22 protein-coding genes and 2 tRNA genes are annotated in these 25,643 nt (G+C 70.8%); 13 read left to right on the top strand and 11 right to left on the bottom strand.

All coding sequences use genetic code 11. From position 1 onward, the window contains the following. Nucleotides 1-2: 2 nt before the first annotated feature. The gene (locus OG787_RS35295) at nucleotides 3-605 is read right to left on the bottom strand and encodes a hypothetical protein (protein ID WP_369034522.1); all 603 of its coding nucleotides are present in this window, start codon (nucleotides 603-605) and stop codon (nucleotides 3-5) included. An 82-nt stretch (nucleotides 606-687) separates the two neighbouring features. On the opposite strand from OG787_RS35295, the gene OG787_RS35290 reads away from it, so the two are divergent. Then, complete coding sequence (locus tag OG787_RS35290) at nucleotides 688-1,197, top strand: GNAT family N-acetyltransferase (RefSeq protein ID WP_405537919.1); 510 nt, start codon at nucleotides 688-690, stop codon at nucleotides 1,195-1,197. A 47-nt stretch (nucleotides 1,198-1,244) separates the two neighbouring features. Here OG787_RS35290 and OG787_RS35285 read toward each other — a convergent pair whose 3' ends face one another. Further along, entirely contained in the window at nucleotides 1,245-3,302 is a 2,058-nt protein-coding gene (locus tag OG787_RS35285; RefSeq protein WP_369034524.1) for a DHA2 family efflux MFS transporter permease subunit, read from the bottom strand. A gap of 185 nt (nucleotides 3,303-3,487) precedes the next feature. Between OG787_RS35285 and OG787_RS35280 the strand changes: the two genes are divergently transcribed. Then, nucleotides 3,488-4,444 carry a peptidoglycan-binding protein gene (locus tag OG787_RS35280; protein WP_369034525.1) on the top strand — a complete coding sequence of 319 codons (957 nt, stop codon included), beginning with the start codon at nucleotides 3,488-3,490 and terminating at the stop codon, nucleotides 4,442-4,444. A gap of 345 nt (nucleotides 4,445-4,789) precedes the next feature. Here the strand turns inward: OG787_RS35280 and OG787_RS35275 are convergent, their stop codons facing one another. The 3 genes from OG787_RS35275 to OG787_RS35265 all read right to left on the bottom strand — a co-directional run bounded on the left by OG787_RS35275 (nucleotide 4,790) and on the right by OG787_RS35265 (nucleotide 6,987). Beyond that, complete coding sequence (locus OG787_RS35275) at nucleotides 4,790-5,449, bottom strand: HAD family hydrolase (RefSeq protein ID WP_405537918.1); 660 nt, start codon at nucleotides 5,447-5,449, stop codon at nucleotides 4,790-4,792. 208 nt (nucleotides 5,450-5,657) lie between these two features. After that, entirely contained in the window at nucleotides 5,658-6,239 is a 582-nt protein-coding gene (locus OG787_RS35270; RefSeq protein WP_235479473.1) for a TMEM165/GDT1 family protein, read from the bottom strand. A 277-nt stretch (nucleotides 6,240-6,516) separates the two neighbouring features. Next, nucleotides 6,517-6,987, bottom strand: coding sequence for a hypothetical protein (locus tag OG787_RS35265; protein WP_405537917.1), 471 nt, complete (start codon nucleotides 6,985-6,987; stop codon nucleotides 6,517-6,519). 309 nt (nucleotides 6,988-7,296) lie between these two features. Here OG787_RS35265 and OG787_RS35260 point away from each other — a divergent pair, with 309 nt between their 5' ends. From OG787_RS35260 to OG787_RS35235, 6 genes are all read left to right on the top strand, one after another. After that, entirely contained in the window at nucleotides 7,297-7,941 is a 645-nt protein-coding gene (locus OG787_RS35260) for an HNH endonuclease family protein (protein WP_369034527.1), read from the top strand. A 139-nt stretch (nucleotides 7,942-8,080) separates the two neighbouring features. Then, the gene (locus tag OG787_RS35255; protein ID WP_369034528.1) at nucleotides 8,081-9,742 is read left to right on the top strand and encodes an alkaline phosphatase D family protein; all 1,662 of its coding nucleotides are present in this window, start codon (nucleotides 8,081-8,083) and stop codon (nucleotides 9,740-9,742) included. 215 nt (nucleotides 9,743-9,957) lie between these two features. Next, nucleotides 9,958-11,907, top strand: coding sequence for an FAD/NAD(P)-binding protein (locus OG787_RS35250; RefSeq protein WP_405540683.1), 1,950 nt, complete (start codon nucleotides 9,958-9,960; stop codon nucleotides 11,905-11,907). A gap of 93 nt (nucleotides 11,908-12,000) precedes the next feature. Next, on the top strand, nucleotides 12,001-12,441 hold the full coding sequence (locus OG787_RS35245) for a DoxX family protein (protein WP_405537915.1): 441 nt from the start codon (nucleotides 12,001-12,003) through the stop codon (nucleotides 12,439-12,441). A 215-nt stretch (nucleotides 12,442-12,656) separates the two neighbouring features. After that, nucleotides 12,657-13,277 (top strand): DedA family protein, encoded by a 621-nt coding sequence (locus OG787_RS35240; protein WP_405537913.1) that lies wholly within the window; start codon nucleotides 12,657-12,659, stop codon nucleotides 13,275-13,277. A gap of 256 nt (nucleotides 13,278-13,533) precedes the next feature. Then, nucleotides 13,534-15,522 (top strand): RICIN domain-containing protein, encoded by a 1,989-nt coding sequence (locus OG787_RS35235; RefSeq protein WP_405537912.1) that lies wholly within the window; start codon nucleotides 13,534-13,536, stop codon nucleotides 15,520-15,522. A 103-nt stretch (nucleotides 15,523-15,625) separates the two neighbouring features. On the opposite strand, the gene OG787_RS35230 is transcribed toward OG787_RS35235, so the two are convergent. Further along, nucleotides 15,626-15,868 (bottom strand): DUF2277 domain-containing protein, encoded by a 243-nt coding sequence (locus OG787_RS35230; protein WP_405537911.1) that lies wholly within the window; start codon nucleotides 15,866-15,868, stop codon nucleotides 15,626-15,628. A gap of 80 nt (nucleotides 15,869-15,948) precedes the next feature. Between OG787_RS35230 and OG787_RS35225 the strand changes: the two genes are divergently transcribed. Next, entirely contained in the window at nucleotides 15,949-16,878 is a 930-nt protein-coding gene (locus tag OG787_RS35225) for a ketopantoate reductase family protein (RefSeq protein WP_405537910.1), read from the top strand. 96 nt (nucleotides 16,879-16,974) lie between these two features. Here the strand turns inward: OG787_RS35225 and OG787_RS35220 are convergent, their stop codons facing one another. Further along, nucleotides 16,975-17,748, bottom strand: coding sequence for a chitosanase (locus tag OG787_RS35220; protein WP_405540682.1), 774 nt, complete (start codon nucleotides 17,746-17,748; stop codon nucleotides 16,975-16,977). A gap of 237 nt (nucleotides 17,749-17,985) precedes the next feature. Between OG787_RS35220 and OG787_RS35215 the strand changes: the two genes are divergently transcribed. Continuing rightward, entirely contained in the window at nucleotides 17,986-18,339 is a 354-nt protein-coding gene (locus OG787_RS35215) for a hypothetical protein (RefSeq protein WP_405537909.1), read from the top strand. Between the two features lie 21 nt (nucleotides 18,340-18,360). On the opposite strand, the gene OG787_RS35210 is transcribed toward OG787_RS35215, so the two are convergent. After that, complete coding sequence (locus OG787_RS35210; protein WP_405540680.1) at nucleotides 18,361-19,911, bottom strand: serine/threonine-protein kinase; 1,551 nt, start codon at nucleotides 19,909-19,911, stop codon at nucleotides 18,361-18,363. 168 nt (nucleotides 19,912-20,079) lie between these two features. Continuing rightward, a tRNA-Val gene (locus tag OG787_RS35205) sits at nucleotides 20,080-20,154 on the bottom strand. A 222-nt stretch (nucleotides 20,155-20,376) separates the two neighbouring features. Between OG787_RS35205 and OG787_RS35200 the strand changes: the two genes are divergently transcribed. From OG787_RS35200 to OG787_RS35190, 3 genes are all read left to right on the top strand, one after another. Further along, nucleotides 20,377-21,174: a DUF4097 family beta strand repeat-containing protein gene (locus tag OG787_RS35200; RefSeq protein WP_405537908.1), complete on the top strand. Its 798-nt coding sequence runs from the start codon at nucleotides 20,377-20,379 to the stop codon at nucleotides 21,172-21,174. 64 nt (nucleotides 21,175-21,238) lie between these two features. Beyond that, a tRNA-Val gene (locus tag OG787_RS35195) sits at nucleotides 21,239-21,310 on the top strand. Between the two features lie 186 nt (nucleotides 21,311-21,496). Next, nucleotides 21,497-22,948, top strand: a complete 1,452-nt coding sequence (locus tag OG787_RS35190) for a hypothetical protein (RefSeq protein ID WP_369034536.1) — start codon at nucleotides 21,497-21,499, stop codon at nucleotides 22,946-22,948. A 71-nt stretch (nucleotides 22,949-23,019) separates the two neighbouring features. Here the strand turns inward: OG787_RS35190 and OG787_RS35185 are convergent, their stop codons facing one another. Together OG787_RS35185 and OG787_RS35180 are read right to left on the bottom strand one after the other, a co-directional pair. Continuing rightward, a complete protein-coding gene (locus tag OG787_RS35185) occupies nucleotides 23,020-24,195 on the bottom strand; it encodes an amidase domain-containing protein (protein ID WP_405537905.1) in 1,176 nt (391 codons plus the stop codon). 129 nt (nucleotides 24,196-24,324) lie between these two features. After that, nucleotides 24,325-25,623 (bottom strand): hypothetical protein, encoded by a 1,299-nt coding sequence (locus OG787_RS35180; RefSeq protein ID WP_369034538.1) that lies wholly within the window; start codon nucleotides 25,621-25,623, stop codon nucleotides 24,325-24,327. Nucleotides 25,624-25,643 lie beyond the last annotated feature (20 nt).

Here is a 25,643-nt window from a genome sequence, read left to right as displayed (position 1 = left end):
GGTCAACTCCCCTTTAACTGAAGCTTGTCGAGTCGTGACTTGGACTTCGGCCGGGGGTGCTCCCCCTGGCCGACCAGGTCGTCGAAGAAGGCGCGGGCCTCGATCATGGCCGTGCGCATCTCCTCCGTGTCGGGCTGGTTCTCGTGGGCGGCGCTGTGCACGCGCCGGTAGCCGTGCACATGGTGGGCGTGGTGCACGGAGAGCGCGTCGAGCTGGTCCTCGTACTGGCCGCCGTCGGGGAAGCCACGGGCGCCGGCCAGCTCGGCGAGGAGCAGGTCCGCGTCGGCGACCGCCTGCTGCGGCGACTCGACGAAGTGTTCCTGCGCGGCTGCCCAGCGGGCCGCGAACCGTTCGCGCTCGGCGGGCTCCAGCGGCCGTTCCCGCAGGTCGCCGTGGCGTTGGACGCGTTCGGCGAGTTCGTGGTCGGCCGCCTTGGTGTCCCCGTCGTGCCGGGAGACGGCCCGCTCGTACTCGGGCCCGAAGCGCCGTTTCAGATTCCGTGGGCCGTGGGTACCGGCGGCCCGCCGGTTCAGGGTGACCGCGCCCACGGCGAGGGCCGCGACGACGACGATCACGATCAGAACGATGAACACTCCTGTGGACATGATGCCTTCCGAATCTCCTCTACCGACTTCCCGTCAGAATCCGGGTTGCCCCGAAGCCGCTCCCCAAACGACCCGGTGGAGAATGCCGCCCATGACCTGGACCGTTGCCCCGGAGCCCTTCGACTCCCCCGTCGCCCTCGCGCTCTGGCGGGCGTACTACACGGAGGTCAGCGACCGCTGGTACCTCCTGCACGAGGGCAGGCGTACGGACCCCGGTGAGCTGGAACGGGAGGTCGCGGCCTGCTCGGGTGCCGAACTGGCCCCGCCCGGCGGGCAGTTGCTCGTCGCCCGGTACGGGGGTGAGCCGGCCGGCAGTGCGGGCGTACGGCTTCTCGACGCCACGACCGCCGAGCTGACCCGGGTCTTCCTGTACGAGGGGATGCGCGGCAAGGGCGCCGCCACGCTCCTCGTGGCGGCGGCGGAGGACACGGCACGGGCCCTCGGCGCCCGGCATCTGGTCCTCGACACCCGCGCCGACCTGGTCGAGGCACGCGCCCTGTACACGCGCCTGGGTTATGCGGAGACCGAGCCCCACAACGACGACAAGTACGCCGAGCACTGGTTCCGGAAGAGCCTGACCGAAAGAACCTGACCGGACGAGCCCGACGACCGCGGAGTGCGGACAGCTCCGGCCGGTCCTCAACCGGCCCTGTCCGCCGAGCCGTTGTGCGGCTGTTCCGCGTCCGAGCCGCACAGCTCCTCGTTCAGCAGCTTCACCAGCTGGACCAGGTCGGTGGGCCGGTCCGGTCCCCACCAGTCGCCCAGCAGCTCGGCCAGGGACTCCTCACGGGCCTGCGCGAGCCGTTCGGCGACCACGCGGCCCTCGTCGGTGAGAACCAGGTCGAGTCCCTCGCGCACCCCGAGCCGCCGTTCCTCGACCTGCCGGGCGGCCTCGATGATCACGGTCAGCGGTACGGAGCTGCGCTCGGCCAGCACCGAGGGCTCGGCCCAGCCGTACCGCCGGATGCGCAACAGCAGCCAGCTCGCCGCCGGGTACAGGTCGTAGCCGGCCTTCGCGGTGATGGTCCGGTAGATCTCGCGGCGCCCCTCGCGGGTGCCGAGCACGGACAGCGCACGGCACACCTCGTCGTACGACGACCGCTGGACGGGGTTGCTGGCGAGGGTCTCGGTGACGTCGGGGGCGGTCACCGAGCCGCGCAGCCGGTCCTCGCGCAGGAACCAGGCGAGGACGAAGCCGAGAACGGCGACCGGGGCGGCGTACAGGAAGACGTCGGTGATGGCGGACGCGTACGCCTCCAGGGCGGCCGGGCGCACCGCCGAGGGGAGGGCGGCGATGCCGCGCGGGTCGGCCTCCAGGGCGTCCACCGAGACCCCGGTGGGCAGTTGGACGCCCCGGAAGGCGTCCGTGAGCTTGTCGCCGAGGCGGCTGGAGAAGACCGTACCGAAGACGGCCACGCCGAAGGAGGCGCCGATGGAGCGGAAGAAGGTGGCGCCGGAGGTGGCGACGCCCAGGTCCTCGTACGAGACCGCGTTCTGCACGATCAGCACCAGGACCTGCATGACCAGGCCGAGGCCCAGGCCGAAGACGAGGAAGTAGGCGCTCATCTCGCCGGTGGAGCTGTGCTCGTCGAGCTGGTGGAGCAGGAGGAGGCCGAGGGCGGTGACGCCGGTGCCGGCGATGGGGAACACCTTCCAGCGGCCCGTACGGCTGACGATCTGCCCGGAGACGGTGGAGGCGACGAGCAGCCCGAGCACCATCGGCAGCATGTGCACGCCGGACATGGTCGGGGAGACGCCCTGGACGACCTGGAGGAAGGTCGGCAGATAGGTCATCGCGCCGAACATGGCGAAGCCGACGATGAAGCTGATGACGGCGGTGAGGGTGAAGGTGCGCAGCCGGAACAGCTTGAGCGGGAGGACGGGTTCGGCCGCCCGCCGCTCGGCGAGAACGAAGCAGAAGGCGAGAACGACCCCCAGCACCGCCAGACCGACGATCCGCGCCGATCCCCACCCCCAGGAGGCGCCGAGCGAGGTGACGAGGATCAGACAGGTGGCGACGGAGGCGATGAGAAGGGTACCGAGGTAGTCGATGACGTGCCGTTCGGACCGGCGCGGGATGCGCAGGACGGTCGCGATGACGGCGAGGGCGACGGCGCCGACGGGCAGGTTGACGTAGAACACCCAGCGCCAGCTGAGGTGTTCGGTGAAGAGCCCGCCGAGCAGCGGCCCCAGCACGCTGGTGGCCCCGAAGACGGCACCGAACAACCCTTGATAGCGCCCACGTTCGCGCGGCGGGACCAGATCCCCCACGATCGCCATCGACAGCACCATCAGCCCACCGCCGCCGAGCCCCTGCAAGGCCCGGAACCCGATCAGCTGGGGCATGTTCTGCGCCATGCCGCAGAGCGCGGAGCCGATGAGAAAGATCACGATCGCGGCCTGGAACAACTGTTTCCGGCCGTACTGGTCGCCGAGCTTGCCCCAGAGGGGGGTCGCGGCGGTGGAGGCGAGCAGATAGGCGGTGACCACCCACGACAGGTGGTCCATGCCGCCGAGGTCGCTGACGATGGTCGGCAGCGCGGTCGACACGATGGTCTGGTCGAGGGCGGCGAGCAGCATGCCGAGCAGCAGGGCGCCGATGGAGACGAGAACGTTCCCGGGCACGTGTTCGGATCCGGGTGCCGTCCGCCTTTCGTCCGCCACATCTCCCGTCCTACCGCGCGCTTCCCCGGCCATGAAGTCCTCCAGTGACTCTCGTTACACCCCCATCGTGGGTGGTGTGACCGGTTATGGCCTGTCGAATCCGCACGAGATTCTGCGGAACCCCGGATTCCGGGGGCTTACGGGAGATGGTGTGAAGGAGCGCCGGATAATCTCTGGGATTCGTACGGGGGTTCGTACGGGGAAGGAACAGACGCGCAGTGAACGATCCGAAGGGGCATGTGTGTCCGGAGTGCGGCGCACCCCGGGGAGCCGACAACACGCCCTCCTGCGCCTGCGCCGAACGCGCGGCCGACGCCCACATAGAGAACCGCACGGCGGAGGCAGCGGCTGCGGAGGATTTCGATCCCCTGCGCATACGCCCGTACGTGGAACTGACCCCGGAGACCCCCGCAGCACCGCCCGACCCGGCGGCGGACGTGACGATGCCGCTGCCGGCGGTGCCCCCGGACCCCGGCTGGGCGGACGAGGCGGCGACGGCGGCGATACCTGCGGTACCGGCACTACCGCTGCCCCCGGACACCCCCACAGAGGACGACGAGCAGGCCGAGAGCCCGGGAAACCGCCCCCGGATCCTCCTCCTGGGCGCCGCCGGAGCGGTCATCGTGATCCTGGCGGCGGGCGGACTGGCCGGCGGGATGTTCACGTACGACAAGCCGTCCCGGAACAACACGGCCGCCCAAGAGGTACGGGAGAGCGTGCCGGCCGCGACGACCAGCGCGGCATCTCCCACCCCCTCAAGCAGCCCCACAGCATCGGAGTCGGCGTCCCCCTCCCCGACCCCGACCCCCAGCGAGACCTCACCCCCCACCCCCACCCTCACCTCCGCCGCCCCGACCCCGACCAGGTCGGCCACCCCGAGCCAGGCCCCCACAACGGCCCAGGCCACCGGCACGATCACCCCGGACCCCGGCAACGACGACAAGGAAACAGCGCCCGTCCTACGCCCCGGCGACCACGGCGACGAGGTCCTGGAACTCCAGCTGCGACTCCGCCAGTTGGCGCTCTACGTCAACGACCTCGACGGCGTCTACGACGACAACGTCGAAAACGCGGTGACCGCCTACCAGACGACCCGCAACATCGACACGGAAGAACCGGGCGTGTACGACAGGACAACCCGAGAACGACTGGAATCAGAAACAACGGAACCGTGAGGCGAGGCGGGCGGCACGGGTGGCACGGGGCACCAAACCCGCGAGAGCGGTAGACGGACCCGGCCTTCAGGGGCGACGCGGGGCATCAAAACGCGAGAACCGCAGCCGGACCCGCTTTCAGGGGCGGTGCGGGGCGCCATTAACGCCAGAGCCGCAAACGGCCCGGCTTTCAGGGGCGCGGGGAACTGCGCGACCAGCCACGACGGACCCGCGGCCGAGGTAGACACGGGAGAAACACCTGAGGTTCACCCGCGCCTCGACCCGCGCCCCAAAGGGGCGCGAGGAACTGCGCGACCAGCCCCCACCGGGCCCGCACCCTCAACACACCCCTCCCCCACAGACCACTCAGCCGACGTACACCCGCAACTCCCCGCCCCCCACACTCTCAACCCGCACCCCACTCAGATCCGCCACCACCACATCAGGCCGGTGAAAGTGGGCCCGAGGCCCAACCCCCACCACCCGCATCCCCGCGGAGCGCCCCGCCGAGATCCCCGCCCCAGAATCCTCGAACACCAAACAATCCCCAGGGTCGACCCCCAATTCAGCCGCCCCCTTCAAAAACCCCTCAGGATCCGGCTTGCTCGCCCCGACGGACTCGGCCGTCACCCGGACATCCGGCAACGCCAACCCCGCCGCAGCCATCCGCGCGGTCGACAGAGCAACATCGGCCGAGGTCACCAACGCATGCGGAAGCCCCCGCAAAGACTCCAGGAACGCCCCGGCACCCGGTATCGCGACGACACCGTCCAGATCCGCGGTCTCCTCCGCGAGCATGCGCGCATTGTCCGCGTGATTCTGCTCCACAGGCCGATCGGGCAACAGCACGGCCATGGAGGCATACCCCTGCCGCCCATGCGCCACCTTCATCACCTCGTCGCCCTCCAGCCCGTGCCGATCGGCCCAGCGCCGCCAGATGCGTTCGACGACGGCATCCGAGTTGACGAGGGTGCCGTCCATGTCGAGGAGAAGGGCACGGGCGGTGAGCACGACGGGGACCGTCATCGGCAGACTCCAAGGCACGGCACGGCACAGGACAGCACAGGTACGGGACCAAGGCGGCCCCGCCCGCCGGTCAGGGAAAACGGGCGGGAGCCACTTTGTTCCCACACGGTACAAAAGAAAGGACGCCGCCCGCTACCGCCTTCGGCAACAGTTCACCAACACGCCACCTACGAAGCGCCCCCACCCACACCCCGTACCCCCTCCCTCCCTACCCAGCCACCGCCTCCCAAAGACTCCACACCCCGAGCGCCAGCATCAGCACGGCCGCGATCTTGGTGATCAGCTCCAGCGGCACCCGCTTCATCAGCGCGCGCCCACCCACGATCCCGAGCCCGGCCACCGCCCACAGCGCGAGCACCGCACCGAGCCCGACGGAGAGCGGGTCGTCATAGCGGGCGGCGAGGTTGGCGGTCATGATCTGCGTGAGATCGCCGAACTCGGCGACGAGGATGAGCATGAAACCGGCCCCGGACACCTTCCAGAAGGACTGGTCCTCGGGCCGCCGTACCTCGGCCTCGTCCTCCCCCTTCTTCATGAGCAGCACGGCCGCCCCGCCCAGGAAGAGCACACCGGTCAGCGCGTGGACGAGCTGCTGCGGCAGCAGGGTGAGCACGCTGCCCGCCGCGACGGCGAGCACGACATGCAGCGCGAACGCGGCCGCGACGCCGGCGAAGACGTACGAGGCGCGATAACGGGTGCCGAGGACGAGCCCGGCGAGGGCGGTCTTGTCCGGCAGTTCGGCAAGGAAGACGACGCCGAAAACCAGCGCCGTCACGGTGAAGCTGATCAAGGTTCCTCAATCGGTAGGGGCCGCCCCACCGAGAGTGTTACCGCTGAACGACACCTCGGCACGGCAGCACACAGTCAGTGCACTACTGGCCGAAGGTCTCGCTGGCAGGCCACACACGGCCTGCCTCCGGGCGCCGGCTCAGACGAGCTGAGCAGTATGTCGACGGTCCGGCGAAGAGCTACTCCCCTTCTGCGGCGTCCATCGTACGCGACGGGTCAGACACAGGAGCCGGGAGGCGCCAGGGGCAGATCCGGCGTACGGCCCGGCCGGGCCTCGCTCACCGCTCCGTGATGTGCTGATCCCGACCCGCCTGGTACACCCGCCCCGAACCGGACGCCTGGGCCTTCATCACCACCGTGCCGCCCCGGGTGCCGCCCTCCTCGGGCAGCAGCGGGGTCAGTTCGGCGTCCAGTACGCGCCGCAACTCCCCGGCGAGGTCCGGGTGTTCACGCAACAGCAGATGCAGCCGGAACTGCCAGTCCGTCTCCAGCGCGGCCACCACGCCGGACACCGCACCGGAGGTGACGCCAGAATCGACGCCGGGGGCCGCACCCGGGGCCGCCCCGCCCTCCAGCGCCGCCAGCAACCGCGTACGCGCCTGCCCGAACTCCGCGCCCACCGTGTCGACTTCCGCCTCCGGCCGCACCCGGCGCCACAGTGCGACGAGCGCCCGTTTCGCCTGCTGCCAGGAGTCGGTGGCCATCGCCCCGACAAGTGCCGTTCCCACCGCTACCGCCAGCGGATCCATCGCAGCCCCCAGCGGATCCCGCGCGCCCCCGTGACCCGCGGGTCCTGGATTTCACGGTAGCCCTCACGTCCGGGCCGGGTGTCCGAAACGGCGTCACTTTTCGCACCATTCAGGCCTGTTACGGGATCAGGGGAACCAACCGCATCATCCGCCCCGGCCATCCCGTGCCCGAGGAAATCAGTCCCCCGACACCTTGCCTTGACATGTGCACGTCACTAACTTCTTACCCAACGCTCATTCCCCGGCAACACTGCGACGCGACCATTCACTCGCTCGCGTTCAACATCCCCATCCCCCGAGGGAGTTCGCATGCCGAAGTTCTACGCGCGTCGACGGCTCAGCATACTCGCCGCTCTCACCGGACTCATAGCCTCGGTCGGACTTTTCAACGGTCCGACCGCCTCCGCCGCTCTCCCCACCCCGGTCAGCGCCGCCACCGCCCGTACCTACCTCGCCTCGCTCACCGTGGCGACCGAGGACCGCACCGGCTACGACCGCGACCTGTTCCCGCACTGGATCACCATCTCCGGCACCTGCAACACCCGTGAGACGGTCCTGAAGCGGGACGGTACGAACGTCGTCACCAGCTCCGCCTGCGCCGCCACCAGCGGCTCGTGGTACTCCGTCTACGACGGCGCCACCTGGACCGCCGCCTCCGACCTCGACATCGATCACCTCGTACCGCTCGCCGAGGCCTGGGACTCGGGCGCCGACAGCTGGACCACCGCCCAGCGTCAGGCGTTCGCCAACGACCTCACCCGGCCCCAGCTCATCGCGGTCACGGACAACGTGAACCAGCAGAAGAGCGACCAGGACCCGGCCGAGTGGATGCCCTCGCGCACCGCGTACACCTGCACGTACGTCCGCGCCTGGGTCCAGGTGAAGTACTACTACGACCTCTCGGTCGACTCGGCCGAGAAGAGCGCGCTCACGAGCTACCTCGCCAGCTGCTGATCAACTCCTGAGCGGCGGTCGGCCGTTCGGCCACTGAACAGGCCATCGGCCGACCCGCCAACCAAATGCACCATGCACGGAACCTCCCCGCCCTCCCCCGTCGTCCGTACCGTACGGTGCGACGGAGGAGGGTGATCACGTGGCGACACTTCGCCTGGGACCGCTGCTGAGGTACGCCGACGACTCGGCCGCGACCATCTGGGTCGAGGCAAGCCGCCCGTGCGTCGCCGAGGCGCGCTGTCCAGAGGGTGCCGGCGGCGGCACGGCCCGCACCTTCCAGGTCGCGGGCCACCACTACGCGCTGATCCCGGTGACCGGCCTCGCGCCGGGCACGACGACACCGTACGAGGTGTTCCTGGACGGCGTCCGGGTGTGGCCGCTGCCCGACTCGCCCTTCCCGCCCTCCGTCATCCGCACCGCCGAGGACGGAGCGGGCGAGGGGGAGGGCGACGGGTTCCGGGTCGCCTTCGGCTCCTGCCGATGGGCCGCGCCGCCCGTCGACGACAAGGACCCGGTCGGCGCGGACGCCCTGGACACCCTGGCCGCGCGCATGGCCGCCGACCCCACGGCCGAACGCCCGGACGTGCTCCTGCTGTTGGGCGACCAGGTGTACGCCGACGAGGTGTCCGACGCCACCCGCCGCTGGCTGGCCGCCCGCCGCGATCTGTCCGAACCGCCGGGCGCGCAGGTCGCGGACTACGAGGAGTACACCCACCTCTACTACGAGTCCTGGCTCGACCCCGAGGTCCGCTGGCTGCTGTCCACCGTCCCCACCTGCATGATCTTCGACGATCACGACGTCATCGACGACTGGAACACCAGCGCGGCCTGGCTGGCCGACATGCGGGAGACCCCGTGGTGGCGCGAGCGGCTGCTGAGCGGTCTGATGTCCTACTGGGTGCACCAGCACCTGGGCAACCTCACCCCGGCCGAACTCGCCGCCGACCCGCTGTACGCGGCCGTACGCGAGAGTCCCGACGGTACGGACGTCCTGCGCGCCTTCGCCGCCAAGGCGGACGCCGACGCCGCCTCGGTCCGCTGGAGCTACCGGCGCGACCTCGGCCGCGTACGCCTGCTGATGGTGGACAGCAGAGCGGCCCGGGTGCTCGACGAGGACAGCCGCGCGATGCTGGACCCGGGCGAGGCGGAATGGGTGCGGGAGCAGGCGCTGGACGCCCCCGGCTCGTACGACCACCTCCTCATCGGCACCTCGCTGCCCTGGCTCCTTCCCCACCTCGTGCACGACGCCGAGGCCTGGGACGAGGCCCTGTGCCGGGGCGAACGGGGCGCCCGCTGGGCCCGGTTCGGGGAGAAGCTGCGCCGCGCGGCCGACCTCGAACACTGGGCGGCGTTCACCACCTCGTTCGCCGACCTGGCCGCTCTGATCGCGGAGGCCGGCTCGGGCCCCGACGCCCCGGCGACGGTCCTGGTCCTGTCGGGGGACGTCCACCACGCCTACGCGGCCGAGCCCACCTGGCCCGGGCCCGACCGCCCGGACGCGCGCGTCCTCCAGCTGACCTGCTCCCCCGTCCACAACGCCATCCCCCTCCACATAAGGGTCGGCTTCCGCCTGGGCTGGAGCGGTCTTGGCCGCGCCCTGGGCCGCCGCTTCGCCCGGCACGGCCGGGTCCCGCACCCACCGGTCAAGTGGCGCCGGACGGGCGGCCCCTGGTTCGGCAACATGCTGATGACCCTGACCCTGCACGGCCGTTCGGCCCGACTGCGGCTGGACCGGGTCCGCGAGCAGAAGGGCGGCCGCGCACAGTTGGAGACGGTCACGGAGTCACAGCTGAGCGGGTGAGGCCTCCGCAGTGAGGCATCCCACACCGGCGGCGATCCCCGTCCCCGGTGCTCGGCTCTCTCAGCTCCCGGCGGCATGATGAGGCGGACCGTCCGCTTCCAGTGGACGGTCTGCTGCCATCGCGCCCCACACGCCCGGGAGTACCCCCCTTGTCTCCAGCGCCCGTCGAGCCGCCGTCCAGGACCGCCCCGGAGGCCACGCCCCGGCCCCCCTCCGTGTCCGTCGCCCTGGTCGGCGCCGGGCCGCGCGGCACCAGCGTGCTGGAGCGTCTCTGCGCCTCCGCGCCGGAACTCCTGGCGCCCGGGGCCCGGTTGACCGTCCATGTCGTCGACCCGGCCCCGCCGGGCGCGGGCCGGGTCTGGCGCACCTCGCAGTCACCCCGGCTGCTGATGAACACCGTGGCCTGCCAGGTGACCCTGTTCACCGACGACAGCGTGGACTGCTCGGGCCCGGTCCGTCCGGGCCCCAGCCTCTACGAGTGGGCGCGCGAAGAGGGCGACGGAACGGGCGAGTTGGGGCCGGACGACTACCCGACCCGCGCCCACTACGGCCGTTACCTGGAGTGGGTGTTCGCGAAGACCGTGCGCGAGGCGCCGCCCGCCGTCCGCGTCGAGACCCACGTGACCCGCGCGATCCGCCTCGACGACGCTCCCGACGGCAGCCAGACCCTCGCCCTCGCCAACGGCCGTACCCTGTCCGCCCTTTCGGCCGTCGTCCTCGCCCAGGGCCACCTCCCCCTCCTCCCGGACGAGGAACAGCAGCGCCTCACCGCGTACGCCACCGGACACGGTCTCTGCCACATCCCGCCCGCCAACCCGGCCGACGTCGACCTCTCCCCGCTCGCCCCCGGCGAACCGGTCCTGCTGCGCGGCCTGGGCCTCAACTTCTTCGACCACCTCACCCTCCTCACGACGGGCCGAGGCGGCCGTTTCACGCACGGGCCCGAGGGTCCCGGGGGCGGGCTGCGCTATGTGCCCTCCGGACGCGAACCCCGCCTCTACGCCGGTTCGCGGCGCGGCATCCCGTACCAGGCGCGCGGTGACAACGCGAAGGGCCCGTACGGCAGGCACACCCCGCTCGTCCTCACCGACGAGGCGACAGCCGGCTTCCGCAAACGCGCCGACTCCGGCGAGGCACCCGACTTCCGCACGGAGATATGGCCGCTGGTGGCGAAGGAGGTCGAGACGGTCTACTACGAAACCCTGCTGCGGACCCGGGAGTTCACGAGCCGCCCGCTCGACGACTTCCGGGACCGCTTCCTCACCTCCCCGCACGGCACCGCCCAAGAGGCCGCCGTACTCGACGAGTTCGGCGTTCCGGAGGCCGACCGCTGGTCCTGGGACCGGATTTCGCGGCCGTACGCCGGACAGGTCTTCCCCGATGCCGCCGCCTGGCGGAGCTGGCTGCTGGCCCATCTGCGCGAGGACGCCGCCCAGGCCGCGCTGGGCAATGTCGACGGGCCCGTGAAGGCCGCCCAGGACGTACTGCGGGACGTGCGCAACGAGTTGCGGCTGATCGTCGACCACGGCGGGCTGCCGGGCGACTCGCGCCGGGACGACCTGGACCGCTGGTACACCCCGCTCAACGCCTTCCTGTCCATCGGTCCGCCCCGGCGACGCGTCGAGGAGCTGACGGCGCTGGTGGCGGCGGGCGTGGTGGAGATACTCGGTCCCCGCCTCGACGTACGGGCCGCGGACGGGGCCTGGGTGGCGCACTCCCCCGACGTGCCGGGCTCGGCCGTACGCGTGACCTCGCTCATCGAGGCACGGCTGCCGGAGCCCGACCTGCGCCGCACGGCCGACCCCCTGCTCGCCGGGCTCCTGAGGACGGGCAGAGCGAGGCCTCATGTCATCGACGGCTACGAAACGGGCGGACTGGACGTGACACCGCGCCCGTACCTCCTGATGGACCGTCAAGGCCGGCCCCAGGCGCGGAGGTTGGCGTTCGGGGTGCCCACGGAGGGCGTGCACTGGGTGACCGCTGCCGGGGCCCGCCCAGGCGTGGATTCGGTCACGCTCTCGGACGCGGACGCGGTGGCACGGGCGGTGCTGCGTATGACCTCACAGGCGTTCCCACCTGCGGAAACAGACGAATCGGAACGACAGGAGGAGGCCCACCCGGAGGCAAAGCGGTGGCCAAATGTTGAACTTGCAAGCATTGATTAGGCCCCCCTACGGTGGACTACCCGCTCGGTTCATCCCCCAGGAACGCCCCGTCCCTCGGACGGAGCGATTCAGACCGAAGGAGACATCCCCCACATGTCCGCTCGTCTCAACAACGCTCAGCCCTACGCCATCGGCCTCTTCCGGATCGTGGTCGGCCTGCTCTTCGCCTGCCACGGCGCCCGTTCGCTCTTCGGCGTCCTCGGCGGCGAGGAGACCGTCGCGGCCGGCACCTGGCCCGGCTGGTACGCGGCCGTGATCGAACTGGTCGGCGGCAGCCTGGTCCTGCTGGGCCTCGGCACCCGCGTCGCCGCGTTCATCGCCTCGGGCGCGATGGCGTACGCGTACTTCGACGTCCACCAGCCCAACGCCCTCATGCCGATCCAGAACCAGGGCGAACTGGCCGCCGCCTTCTGCTGGGCGTTCTTCCTGCTGGTCTTCACCGGCTCCGGCGCCTTCGGAGTGGACCGGCTGTTCGCGAAGCGCTCCTCGTCCGCGACGAAGACGTCGCGGGACAAGACGCCGGTAGCGGCCTGACACGACCCGGTCCACGCTCCGGTGCCCATCCCCGCATCCAGGGGGTGGGCACCGCGTGCGTCGGAGTGAACATGGTGTGGCGAACACATGAGCCCCCGGTGGATCCCCTGTCCGACCCCAGGCGTACGCTGTATGGCTGTCACACGCCGCCCGCCGCTCCCCCGCGAGGTAGCGGCACGAGATCGGGCGAACGGGGGAGTCACGGGGAGTCTGCGGTGCTTGAGAGTGTGGGGTCACTGACCGGGACCCCGTGGATCTACGCCCTGGTGGGCGCGTCCGTCCTGTTCGACGTCCTCGTGCCGGTACTGCCGAGCGGCGTCCTGGTCATCACGGCCGCCACGGCTGCCGCCGCCGGTTCGGGCGCGGCCACCGGACAGGTGCCGCAGGAGGTCCCCGACATCCTCGCGCTCACCCTGTGCGCGGCCACGGCATCGGTCCTCGGCGACCTCGTGGCGTACCGGCTGGCCTGGCACGGCGGGGCCCGGCTGGACCGCGCGATCGCCCGCTCCCGACGCCTGACCGGCGCGCAGGAACGTCTCGGCCAGGCCCTCGCCCACAGCGGCGGCATCCTGGTGGTCGTCGCCCGCTTCGCCCCGGCCGGCCGCTCGGTGGTCTCCCTCGGCGCCGGCGCCGCCCACCGCCGAGTGGGCGAGTTCCTCCCCTGGTCCATCGTGGCCGGCGTCGCCTGGGCCGCCTACAGTGTCGCCCTCGGCTACTTCGGCGGCCAATGGCTGGGCGCGACCTGGCTGGCAACGGCCGTATCGGTGGCGGCCTTGTTCGGCGCGGGAGCAGGAGCGGCATTCCTGATGCGCCGCCCGAGGGCAACGGGCGCCTGACTGTCAGACGTTCAGGAGACGCGCCCCAAAGGGGCGCGGGGAACTGCGCAACCAGCCACGAGCGGCCCGCGCCCGCCCCACAACAGAACCCCCCACCCCCTCACCCCCCAATCCCCGTCCGAATTCCCCCGGTTGAGAAAACCCCTTCTGTCACAACCGTTGACTTCAACCTCCCCTCGCTCTAATTTCAGCGCGCCCCCCTCGTTCGGTTCGCCGATCGCAGTTCGAAATACCGACCAAACCCCTCGGGAGCCGCATGTACCCCCCGCCGCGCTCATCCTTCTTCAGACGCACAGCGATCCGCGCCCTGGCCCTGGCAACAGCGGCAGCCGCAGCCCTCGTCTTCGCCCAGCCGCAGGCCGAGAACACGACCACCACCCTCGACAACACCACCCCCGTCGCCGCCTCCACCCGCCAGATCCCGGTCCCCACCGCCCCCATGGGCTGGGCCTCCTGGAACAGCTTCGCGGCGGTCATCGACTACAACGTGATCAAGGGCCAGGTCGACGCGTTCGTCGCGGCAGGCCTCCCCGCGGCCGGCTACAACTACATCAACATCGACGAGGGCTGGTGGCAGGGCACCCGGGACAGTGCCGGCAACATCACCATCGACGAGTCCGAGTGGCCCGGCGGCATGAAGGCCATCGCCGACTACATCCACAGCAAGGGCCTCAAGGCCGGTATCTACACGGACGCCGGCAAGGACGGCTGCGGCTACTACTACCCGACGGGCCGCCCCGCCGCCCCGGGCAGCGGCAGCGAGGGCCACTACGCCCAGGACATGCTCCAGTTCTCCCAGTGGGGCTTCGACTACGTCAAGGTCGACTGGTGCGGCGGTGACGCCGAAGGACTCGACGCGGCGACCACGTACAAGGCGATCAGCGACGCGGTGGCCACCGCGTCCGCCACCACCGGCCGCCCGCTCACCCTCTCCATCTGCAACTGGGGCTACCAGAACACCTGGAACTGGGCCCCGGGCCTCGCGCCCCTGTTCCGGACCAGCACCGACATCATCTACTGGGGCAACAGCCCCTCGATGTCGAACATGCTGTCCAACTACGACCAGGGCCTGCACCCCACCGCCCAGCACACCGGCTACTACAACGACCCGGACATGCTGATGGTCGGCATGACCGGCCTCACGGCCGCGCAGAACCGCACCCACATGGCGCTGTGGGCCATCTCCGGCGCCCCGCTGCTGGCCGGCAACAACCTCTCGACGATGACCGCCGAGTCCGCCGCGATCCTCAAGAACCCCGAGGTCATCGCGGTCGACCAGGACGCGCGCGGCCTCCAGGGCGTCAAGGTCGCCGAGGACGTCTCGGGCGCGCAGGTGTACGGGAAGGTGCTGTCCGGCACCGGCAAGCGTGCCGCCGTGCTCCTCAACCGCACCTCCTCCACCCAGAACATCACCGTCCGCTGGGCCGACCTGGGCCTGACGAGCGCGTCCGCGACCGTCCGTGACCTGTGGAGCCGTACGAACATCGGCTCGTACGCCACCGGCTACACCGCCAGTGTCCCGGCCGGCGGCTCGGTCCTGCTCTCGATCACCGGCGGCACGGAGGCGGCGACCAGCGCGTACGAGCCCAACTCCGCCGGCAGTTACACCACCGTGAACGCGGCGAACACCGGTCTCGCGGTCGCCGACTTCACGTACACGAACAACACGAGCACGGCCCGTACGGCGACCCTCAAGGTCAACGGCCAGACCTCGACCACGGTGTCCTTCCCGCCGACCGGCTCGACCCCGGGCACGATCTCCGTCCAGGTCTCGCTCTCCAAGGGCGCCGCCAACACGCTCGCCGTCACGAACGGCCCGACCCTGGGCACGCTGACCGTCCAGCCGGTGCCCGGTACGAACGGCAACCTGGTCGTCGGCACCCAGTCGAGCCGCTGCCTGGACATCTACAACAACACGATCACCAACGGCACCCAGGCCGAGCTGTGGGACTGCAACGGCGGCCGGAACCAGGCCTGGACGTACACCTCACGCAAGGAACTCGTGGTGTACGGCAACAAGTGCCTGGACGCCTACAACAACGGGACGACCAACGGCACGAAGGTCGTCATCTGGGACTGCCACGGCGGCAACAACCAGAAGTGGAACGTCAACAGCGACGGCACGATCACCAACGTGAACGCGGGCCTGTGCCTGGACGCGTACGGCGCGGGTACGGCCAACGGTACGCAGATGGTGCTGTGGGCCTGTGGCACTGGGGCCAACCAGAAGTGGACGGTGAGTTAGCGCCCCGGTTGTGCGGTCGTGCGGTCGTTCTTTGACCGCGGGCCGGTGGGGGCTTGTCGCGCAGTTCCCCGCGCCCCTTAAAAGACGGCCCGTCGCCGCGTCCTCAGGACGCGCGGCGGGCCGTCGTCGTACCACCCCCGCCCCGGACCTCGATCCCGGCCAGGAGTTCGGCCGTGGCCGCCGCGATCGTGTCGACGGCGTGTTCGAAGACCTCGCGGTTGTGGGCGGCCGGGGTGCGGAAGCCGGAGACCTTGCGGACGTACTGGAGGGCGGCGGCCCTGATCTCGTCCTCGGTGGCCTCTTCGGGGATGACGGGCGGGCGAAGGGTCTTGATACTGCGGCACATGCCTCCAGTCTCGCCCACCCGAGTCCACATGCTGGAGCGGTACTGGAATACGGCAGGTCACCGCCCCGATTGTGGAGGACATGACCTCCAACGACCACACGCCGGACCATCCCCTCACCATCGCCGTACTGGGCCCCGGAGGCGTCGGCGGCCTCCTCGCCGCCCTGCTCTCCCGGGCCGGCCACCGCGTGCTCTGCCTGTCCGGCGAGGACACCGCACGCACGCTCCGCGAGGACGGAATCCACGTCCGCAGCGGCCGGTTCGGCGAGTTCACGGCGGAGGTGGACGCGGCGACCGGGCTGACGGAGGCGTCCGGCCCCGTCGACGCCGTCCTCGTCACGGTCAAGCACACCCACCTCGACGCCGCCCTGGAACGCGTCCCGGCGAAGGCGCTGGGCGACGCTCTGGTCGTACCGTTCCTCAACGGCGTCGAACACCCGGCCGCACTGCGTGCCCGCTACGGTGCCGACCGTGTCGCCCCGGCCGTGATCCGCGTCGAGTCGACCCGTACGGCACCCGGCGTGATCGAACACGCGAGCCCCTTCGTCGAGATCGACCTGGCCGGGGACCCGGTACCACGCGAGCACCTCGACACACTGGCCGCCGTCTTCACGGCCGCCGGGCCGGTCACCCGCGTCCTGTCCGACGAGACGGCGGCGCTCTGGGCGAAGATGTCGTTCCTGGCCCCCTTCGCCCTCCTCACCACCCGGTACGGGCTCCCCCTGGGCGACGTCCGCACCCGTCACCGCGACGAACTGGCCGCCCTGGTCGAGGAGACGGCGGCGGTGAGCCTGGCCTCCGGCGGGCCCTCGGACCCCGCCCAGGCCCTGGCCCGCTACGACAACTTCGCCCCGGCCACCAGGTCGTCGATGCAGCGCGACGCCGAGGCGGGCCGCCCGCTGGAGCTGGACGCGATCGGCGGAGCCCTGCTGCGCGCGGCCGAACGGCACGGTGTGGACGTACCGGTGGCGACGCGGGTGGTGCGGGAGCTGGCGGCCGGGACCGACTGACCCTCCTCGCCCTCGCCCTGATCCTCGTCCCCCGACGGCGCAGGACGGTTGCCCTGTGCCGTCGGGGTTCGCGTGACCCGTGGCCCGACGGCGGTGTCAGCCGATGTGGTAGCTGTCCCCGTAGACCTTCCAGTCCAGCGGCGGATCCAGGTTCAGGTTGCCCGCCCTGAGGAAGACCCGCTGAGCCGTGTCGACGCGGCTCGTGTCCGAGTGTGCCTCCTCCTGTTTCATCGCCCAGACCCGGGCGTCGAGGAACGCGTTCAGATACCTGACCTCGTCCCCGCCCCACGCCGGCGGGTTGGCCCTGGCCAGGGCCCGGCCGCGGATGCTGCCGAAGCTGGTGCTGTCGCCTCCGTTGCCGTGCATGACGATGGCGTCGTAGTACGCGAACTGGCCCAGGACGCCGATGCCGTCCGCCTTGCCCTGCCGGACGGCCGGGTTGAAGTAGACGCGGTCGCGTTCGTCGTTCTGCGCCTGCCGGAACGCCCTGTCCCGGGCCGCGCTCCGCCAGGCGTCGGGGAAGCCCGGGTCCAGGCCCTGGTGCGAGTCGCTGCCGTTGACATCGCGCAGCGCGGGCAGGTATCCGGCCAGGGCGTTGCCGGGCCGGCGCCGGGCGTAGAGCTCCACGAGGTCGAGCATGTCGCCGGTGCCGGAGCAGAAGCCGATGATCCCGGCGGTGTAGCCGCGGCCGTCGCCGATGTCCTCGATGTACTGGTACTGCGCCTGCCAGTCCAGCGAGGAGTTCTCCGCGCTGGACACCAGCCGCATGGCGATCTCCTTCTTCGCCGGGTCGTCGAGACCGACGGCTGCGGAGGTGGCGGTGGCGGACTGGGCCGCCACGAGGGGGCCGGCCACGAGCGAGGCGCCCATCAGAGTGAGCAGGGCGCGGCGTGAGGGGTGGTGTACGTGGGGGGTGTGCACGGTGCCTCCGAGTGGGGTTCGGTAGTTCGCGCATTCTGTTAGGAAAGTTTCCTACCAGATTTTGAAGATGACGCATACCCGTCAAGCGAGACGAGGGCGAACCGCTTTCGCTCGTTCGCGTGAAGACCGGGAGGAAGTCCCCGAAGGAACTCGCATCCCAAAATCGAACAGGCGTACCATTGCCGCGTGGCGACGACCTATGACTTCCCGAGTGACCTCCTGGCGGGCCAGGAGGAGCTGCATCAGGTCCGGGCCGAGCTGTCGACCCTGCTGAAGCGGCTCCCCTGGTCGGTCGAGCCGCTGGACGGTTTCAGTGACACCGGCGGCTGGCGCAAGGTGGAGCGCCCCGCGTCACCGGGCTGGACGGCCGACGAACAGGCCGAGGTGGAGAAACTGCGCCGCCGGGAGCACGAGCTGGCGGTGTTCGTGAGCGGCCACCGCTTCTGGGCCGAGGTCACGGGACCGGACCGGGTGGACGCACGCACGCGGCTCAAGCACGCGCACAAGGAGAGAGAGGACCGCGAAGAGTGCGGCGAGTGACCCTCAGGAGGTGAGTGATCCTCAGGAGGTGGTGCGGAAACCTTCCCGCACCCGGTCGAAGACCGGCCGGAAGGTGTCCCACTGCTTCTCGGGCGCGGAGACGTAGATGTCGTACTCCCGGCCGCCCTCCTGCCCGAAGCCGAGGTTGATGGCGTGGAAGACACGCTCCCGGCCCCGGAAGGTGAACTCCCAGATGGCGCCCTTCTGGCCCCGGTAAGTGGTGCGCTGCATGTAGAGCTTGCGGTACTTGCCCCCGGGATAGTTGATCTTCGTGTTCGCCTCGATGTCCTTGAAGTGCGCCAGGGTGTCGCCCGCGGGGTCGACGATGCCGATGGTGAGGCCGACCAGCCGGGTCTCGTCGACGTAGACGACGTCGCCGGACGTCCGCTTGCTCAGCGTCCAGCCGTCCGGCACCGGGAAGGCGACGCCGAGCGCCTTCTCCGTGACCAGGTGGTAGCCGTCGGGGACGGGCGAGGGGGCGTACGTCGGGGTGGGACTCGGCGCCGAGCCCGCGCTCCGCGTGCCGTCGTCGCCGGGCGAGTTCAGGTAGTGGAGGCCGCCCGCCGTGGCCCCGGCGACCAGGATCACCGCGACCGCGCTCCAGAGGACGGTGCGGCGACCGCGACCCTTGCGGGGCGGTACGGGAGCCGCCTTTCCGGTGCCGGTCCGCCTCCGGGTGCCGCCGGTGCGGTCGGGATCCGCGCCCCGTCCCGGTATCGACATCGGGCCGGACGCCGTCCACGCGCGCGGCTCCGTGTCCTCGGTGACCGCCCGCAGCGCCAGTTCCGTCTCCTCCGCCGAGGGCCGCTCGGCCGGGTCCTTGGCCAGCAGGGCCGTGATCAGCGGCTCCAGCGGTCCGGCCTGCTTCATCGGCTCCACGGGGGCGGTGACGATGGAGTACGCCGTCTCGACCGGCGTCAGCCTGCGGAACGGCGGCTGTCCCTCCACCGCCTGGTAGAGGGTGGCGCCGAGCGCCCAGAGGTCGGAGGCGGGGCCGGGGGTGTCGCCCTGGATGCGCTCCGGTGCCATGTAGTCGATGGAGCCGACGATCTCGCCGGTCCGGGTGAGGGTGCTGGTCCCGGTCGCCGTGGCGATGCCGAAGTCGGTGAGAACGACCCGGCCGCCCTCGGTGAGCAGGACGTTGCCCGGCTTCACGTCACGGTGCAGTACGCCCGCCTCGTGAGCGGCCCGCAGCGCGCCGACCATGCCCCGGCCGACGCGGGCGGCCTCCTCGGGCGAAACGGTTCCGCCGCTCTTGAGCAGGGCGCCCAGGGTGGTGGAAGGGACGTACTCCATCACGATGCAGGGCAGCCCGTCGTCCTCGACGACGTCATGGACGACGACCACGTTCGGGTGCGCGATCCGGGCCGCGCTCTGCGCCTCGCGGCGGGTGCGCTCGTACATCAGGGCCAGCTCGTCGTCGGCGAACCGCGAGTCCTCGTGCAGCCGCTTGAGCGCGACCCGGCGGTTGAGCATCTCGTCGGCGGCCAGCCAGACCGTGCCCATGCCGCCACGGCCGATCTGCTCGGTCAGCCGGTACCGCCCGGCGATGAGCCGTCCCTCGTCCGACACGTGCGACACGGCAACCCCTCTGATCCCACCGGCACTGCCGCTCACGATAACCGGCGTGGGTACGGGGCCGATCCGAAGGTCGCGTTCACCACACTCGCCGCACGAAGCCATACGAAGCCATACGAAAAGGCCCCCCGGCGGAACCGCCGGGAGGCCTCTTGCTGATCCTGGTGGGCGCGGACGGTTTCGAACCGCCGACATCCGCCTTGTAAGGGCGGCGCTCTACCACTGAGCTACGCGCCCAGGACGAGTCGTCAGCCTACATTGCCCGGGGCACTGCCTCGCAAACCCGTAACCGACCCTGAGATCCCCGGGCTCGGATTCGGGGGTTTTCCCCCGTACACATCGGGGAGCGTCCCGGATGCCCCGGTGGGCGCCCGCTCCGTACGGTCGAAGGGTGTCGCAGGGCCGGCTCCACCGATCGCCGATCACCGGCCCCGCGTCCGTCTCAGGGGGAGAAGGACCATGGCCCGATCAGCAGTTCAGCGCACGCGTGCCCGCACCAGCACCCGGGGCGTCGCCATCGCCGGCGTCGTGGCCGCGCTCGTCGTCACCGCGTCGGCCTGCGCGTCCGCGGGGGACGACAAGGATCCGGAGCAGCGTTCCTTCGCCCTGGAGGGGCGCACGCTCACCGTCGACTCGAACGACTCCGCGCTCGACATCGTCGCCGCCGACGCGAACAGGTCGGGCCGGATAGAGGTCACCCGCTGGTTCCAGGGCTCCGTCGCCCTCGGCAAGGATCCCAAGGTGTCCTGGTCCATGAAGGACGACCGGCTGGAGCTGCGGGTGAAGTGCTCGGGCGTGGTCGCCGACTGCTCCGCCAAGCACCGGGTCGAGGTCCCGCGCGGGGTCTCCGTCGTCGTGCGGACCGGGGACGGGAGCGTCACCGCGCGCGGCTTCGACCGGGCTCTGGACATCCGCTCCGAGGACGGCTCGGTCACCGTCAAGGACTCCACCGGGCCGCTGAAGCTGTACACCGACGACGGTTCGATCCGCGCCGTCGATGTGCGCTCCCGGCAGGTGCGGGCGCACTCCGAGGACGGCTCGGTGCGGCTCGAACTGGCCGCCGTGCCGGACCTGGTCGAGTCGAGCAGCGACGACGGCTCGCTCACGATCGAGCTGCCCCGGGAGACGTACCGCGTGACGGCGGACTCCGACGACGGCTCCGTGAAGGTGTCCGTACCGCGCGACAAGCACAGTACGCATGTGGTGTCCGCGAAGACGCAGGACGGGAGCATACGGGTGCGGGCTGCCGCGCAGTGAGCCCTGCGGCGGTCCGGGTCGTCCTGGGTACGCGACCCGATACGCGACCCGTCCGACCCGTCCCGGGCGCATAGCTCAGCGGTGGAGCGCCGCCCTTACAAGGCGGATGTCGGCGGTCCGAAACCGTCCGCGCCCCAAGGACAGGTAGCGGGATCAAGCACGAGTGGCTCTCCGGCGGCCCGGTCGGGTCGCGCTGCGCGACCCGATACACGACCCGTTGTGCGACTTGGTACGCGCAGCGCGAACCGACCGGGCCGTGTGTTCGTCCTCAACCGGTGGGAGAATGAACCGGGCAGGGCAGATCACAGCACGGGAGAGGGATGTGACGGCGACCACTTCTGAGCCGTACACGCCGATTGCGCCGCTTGCGTCACGCGCGCACCAGCCGCCCCCTCCCCCGGAGAACACCGCACCGCACCGCCCGCCCGAGGCCCGCCGCACCGGCGTGCGCGCCGCCGCCCGGGACGCGCTGACGCTCGTACTGCTGCCGTTGCCGTTGCTGCTCGCCGTGCCCGCCGCCTTCGCCGGGGGCGGTACGCGGCGGTGGTTCGGCGGCCGGGCCGAGAGCCAGCGTGCCGAGGCGCAGGCCGCGAAGGACGCCGCCGCCGCTGCCTTCTACGAACTGGACACCGCCCAGCGGGATCTGCGGATCTCGATAGAGACCATCAAGGCCGTCGACGACACCCCCGCCGCCCGGCGCGCGGTCGCCGACTTCGAGGGGCTCGGGCGGCGGATCGACGAGGCCAGCGGGCAGTACATCACCGCCATCGACGCACACGATCTCGACCGCGACGACCTGGAGGCCTCGGCCGCCACCCACGCCCGTGCCGAGCTGACCCGGGCCAAGGAGGAGCTGGGGCGGGTCAAGCAGGACCTGGACCGCTTCGCGGACGGGCTCGGGCCGCTGCTCGGCAAGGCCGAGACCCAGCTGGCCCGGCTCGCGCCCTCCGTGGAGCGCGCCCGCCAGTCGCTGCTGGCCGCGTCGAACGCCCTGGACGCGGTACGGGGATCGGGGCTGCGGGCGGACGACCTGGCCGCCAGGCTCGCCGCCCTCGGGCCCGAGCTGACGCGGCTGAACCAGGGCGCGGGGCAGCACGGCGTACCGGACACGCTGGAGCGGGCCGACCGGGTCGCGCGTGAGGCGGAGGCGGTGCGGGCGGAGGCGGAGCGGCTGCCGGAGCGGGCGGCCGAGATCGACCACCGGCTGGTGTCCCTGCGTACCCGCGCCGAGGCGCTGACCACCCGGTCGGGGCAGGTGCAGCCGGTGCTGAGCGAGCTGCGGCGGCGGTTCTCGGCGGCCTGCTGGCAGGACCTCCAGCTCGTGCCGGAGCAGGCCACGGACCACGTACGGCAGGCCGAGGCGAAGCTCAAGGAGGCGCAGGCAGCACGGGACGCCCAGCGCTGGCCGGACGCGACGGCACTGCTGTCGACGGTGCGCGCGCTGCTGAACACCACCGACGAGGCGGTGTCGGCGGCCGGGGAGCGGCTGCGGCGGCTGAACGCCGTACAGAAGGACCCGCAGGGCGAGATCGACCGTACGCGCTTCGCGATCCGGGACGCGCAGCGGCTGGCCATGTCGGGGCGCAACACGCCGGATCCCCGGGACGCCCGGCCGCTGGACGAGTCGGTGGCCCGGCTGGAACGGGCGATCGCCTCGTTGGAGGGGCGGCACCCCGACTACTGGCACTTCCTGACGGAGACGGAGGCCGTGCGGCAGGCGGTGGCCGGTGTGGTGTCCCGGATCCGGGAGGAACGCGGGACCACCGCCCACTGAGTGTGCGTGCGAGGCAGGGAGGGCCCGCCGCCCCGGACCGGTGAAGGGCCGGAGCGGCGGGACCGGGTCGGTCAGGTGCGGTAGGCGTAGTACCAGGCGTTCGGTTCCGACGCGAGGATGCTCGTCAGCGACCTGCGGTAGGTGTTGGCCGAGTGGTAGGTCAGGTACGGCACGCCCTGGGCGTTGCGGTACGTGACGATCATCGTGTGGTCCTTGGAGCCGTCCCGCTCGAAGTCCATCTGGAGAACGTCACCGACGTCCATCTGGAAGACGTTCGCGAGGCTGGTCGTGCGCTTGGAGTTCTGGGCGAACCAGGACCACTCGTTGACGCCGACGAACGAGTCCGACTGGATCTCGGCGTTGCCGAACCACTTGGTGTAGTCGTAGACATAGCCGGGGGCGTGCTTCCAGCCGCCTGCCTTCAGGGACTGGCTGACGAAGTTGGTGCAGTCGCCGCCCGCGCCGTGCCCGTTGAAGTTCGGGTAGTCGGGGTTGTAGGTGCTCCAGTACTTCTCGGCGTAGGTGGCCATGGCCTTGTAGTCGTAGGCGCCGCCGGTGAGCTTCTTGACGTTGGCCGGTGCCGGGCTGGTGGTGGCCGCGCGGGGGGCGTCGGGCATGGTGTCGTCGGCGGCGGCCACCGTGGCGACGGTGGCGGCGACCGACGGCTGGTTCACCGCCGCACCGGCGGCCACATCCGTGCCCCGGATGCCCGTCAGCTGCCAGTCGCCGCGTGCGTCGGCGGTGAACGTCAGCCGGTGGTGGGCCCGGAAGCCGGTGGTCGCCGGTTCGTCGCCGCGGACCTTCTCGTAGGTCAGGGTCGTGGTCTCGGTGACCTCGACCTCGGCCTTGCCGCCCTGGAGGCGGGTGCTGTCCAGGGTGACAGCGGTGTCGGCCTTGCTGTACCTCTCGCCGAGTGCGGCGAGGCGGTTCTTGCGTGTCTCCAGCGAGGACAGTGCGGCGCCCTCGCTGCGGGCCAGTGCGGCGGACAGCCGGACGTCACCGGAGAAGCCGTTGGTCAGCGGCTCCTTCCGGTCGCCCTGCGCGCCGTCGACCAGCGCGTCCGTACGGTCGGTGAGGACCGCGTCGGCCAGGCGCTGGAAGGTGGCCCTGGTCCGCTGGTCCACCTGCTGGTCCGCCGCGCTCGCGCTTCCGGCAGGCAGCAGTGCCGCGCCCACGGCGGCCGAGGCAGCCGCCGCGACGACTGTCGCGGCGCGACCGCGCGTACGGCCCATGTTCCTTGAGTTCACGAATGTTTCCCCTCTTGCCCGGCAATGGGGGATGCCGGGTCGTGGAATTTTTGCATGCCCTGTGAAGGTCCCGTGAACGGGGATACCCTTTGCCCGTAAGGGAGTTGACGAGTCGTCAGGTCGGGGCGGTCACTTCACGACGGTCGACCAGTCCGGCGACTGCGCCGGGTCCAGGCCGCGCAGCCGCTCCAGGGTCGCGGGGGTCTGGACGTCGAGCCAGTCGGCGAGTTCCTTGAAGGAGACGCACTTGACGTCCGCCTTCGTGCACATGGTCGCCATGACCTCGTCGACGGCCTTCATGTAGATCCCGCCGTTCCACTCCTCGAAGTGGTTGCCGATGAACAGCGGGGCGCGGCTGCCGTAGTACACCCGGTCGAAGCCCGCCATGTAGGCGTCGACGGTCTCCTGCTGCCACTGCGGATAGTTGGCCGGGGCGCCGTCGGTCTCGCCGTCGGACTGGTTGTAGAGGAAGTTGAAGTCCATGGACAGGCCCTGGTAGTTGCCTCCCTCGTACGGGAGCATCTGGAGCGGGAAGTCCCAGATGCCGTTCTTCTTCGCCGGCCAGATCTGGAAGTCACCGGCGGAACTGGCGTCGTAGCGCCAGCCGTAGCTCTCGGCGGCCTTCAGCAGGTTCGCCTGGCCCTCCAGACAGGGCGCGCGCCCGCCGGTGACCTCCTCCTTGACGTCGAACGGCAGCGGGGCGAGGTCGGTGTAGCCGGTGTTGGTCTTCCACTTCTCCACGAAGGAGAAGAACTGGTCGATCTCGCTCTTCCACTCGGCGACGCTCCAGTCGCCGCCGCCCTTCTCGCCGCAGAAGTGTCCGTTGAAGTGGGTGCCGATCTCGTTGCCCGCCTGCCACGCCTTGGCGAGCTTGTCGAGGGTGGTGCGGATGTGGTCGTCGGTGGGGAAACTGATCGCCGCCGAGCCCTCGGGGTGCTGCGGGGGCTGGTAGAGGTCGGCCCTGCTCTTGGGCAGCAGGTAGATGCCCGTGAGGAAGTACGTCATGTGGGCGTCGTACTTCTCGGACAACTCCAGGTAGTGGGCGAAGAGTTCGTCGTCGCCCGCGAGGGCGCCGTCCCAGGAGAAGACGACGAACTGGGGTGGTTTCTCACCGGGCTTGAGCGGTACCGGCTTCAACCGGCCCTGCTGCGGCCCGGTGTACGAGGTGGAACCGTCCCCCAGGACCTGGGTCCTGCCGTCCCACTTCGGTTCTTCGGTCGCCTTCGCGGAGGCTTTCACGGTTCCCCCGTGCCCCACGGTGGCAGTCGGTGCGGTGCGGTCGGTGCGGCCCAGCGTCAGATAGGCGGCGGTCAGTGACGCGAGCGTCAGGGACGCGACGGTCAGGAACGCCGCGATGCGCGGGCGGCTGGTGGGGGTGGGGGGAGGCGTTGCCGGGGCCTTGCGACGGCGGCCCGACGGTTGTCTCATGTGCTGCTCATTTCGAGGGG

Source organism: Streptomyces sp. NBC_00075, from assembly GCF_045041225.1.
GTDB classification, from domain to species: Bacteria; Actinomycetota; Actinomycetes; order Streptomycetales; family Streptomycetaceae; genus Streptomyces; species Streptomyces adonidis.
This window is presented reverse-complemented; position numbering and strand designations above follow the sequence as displayed.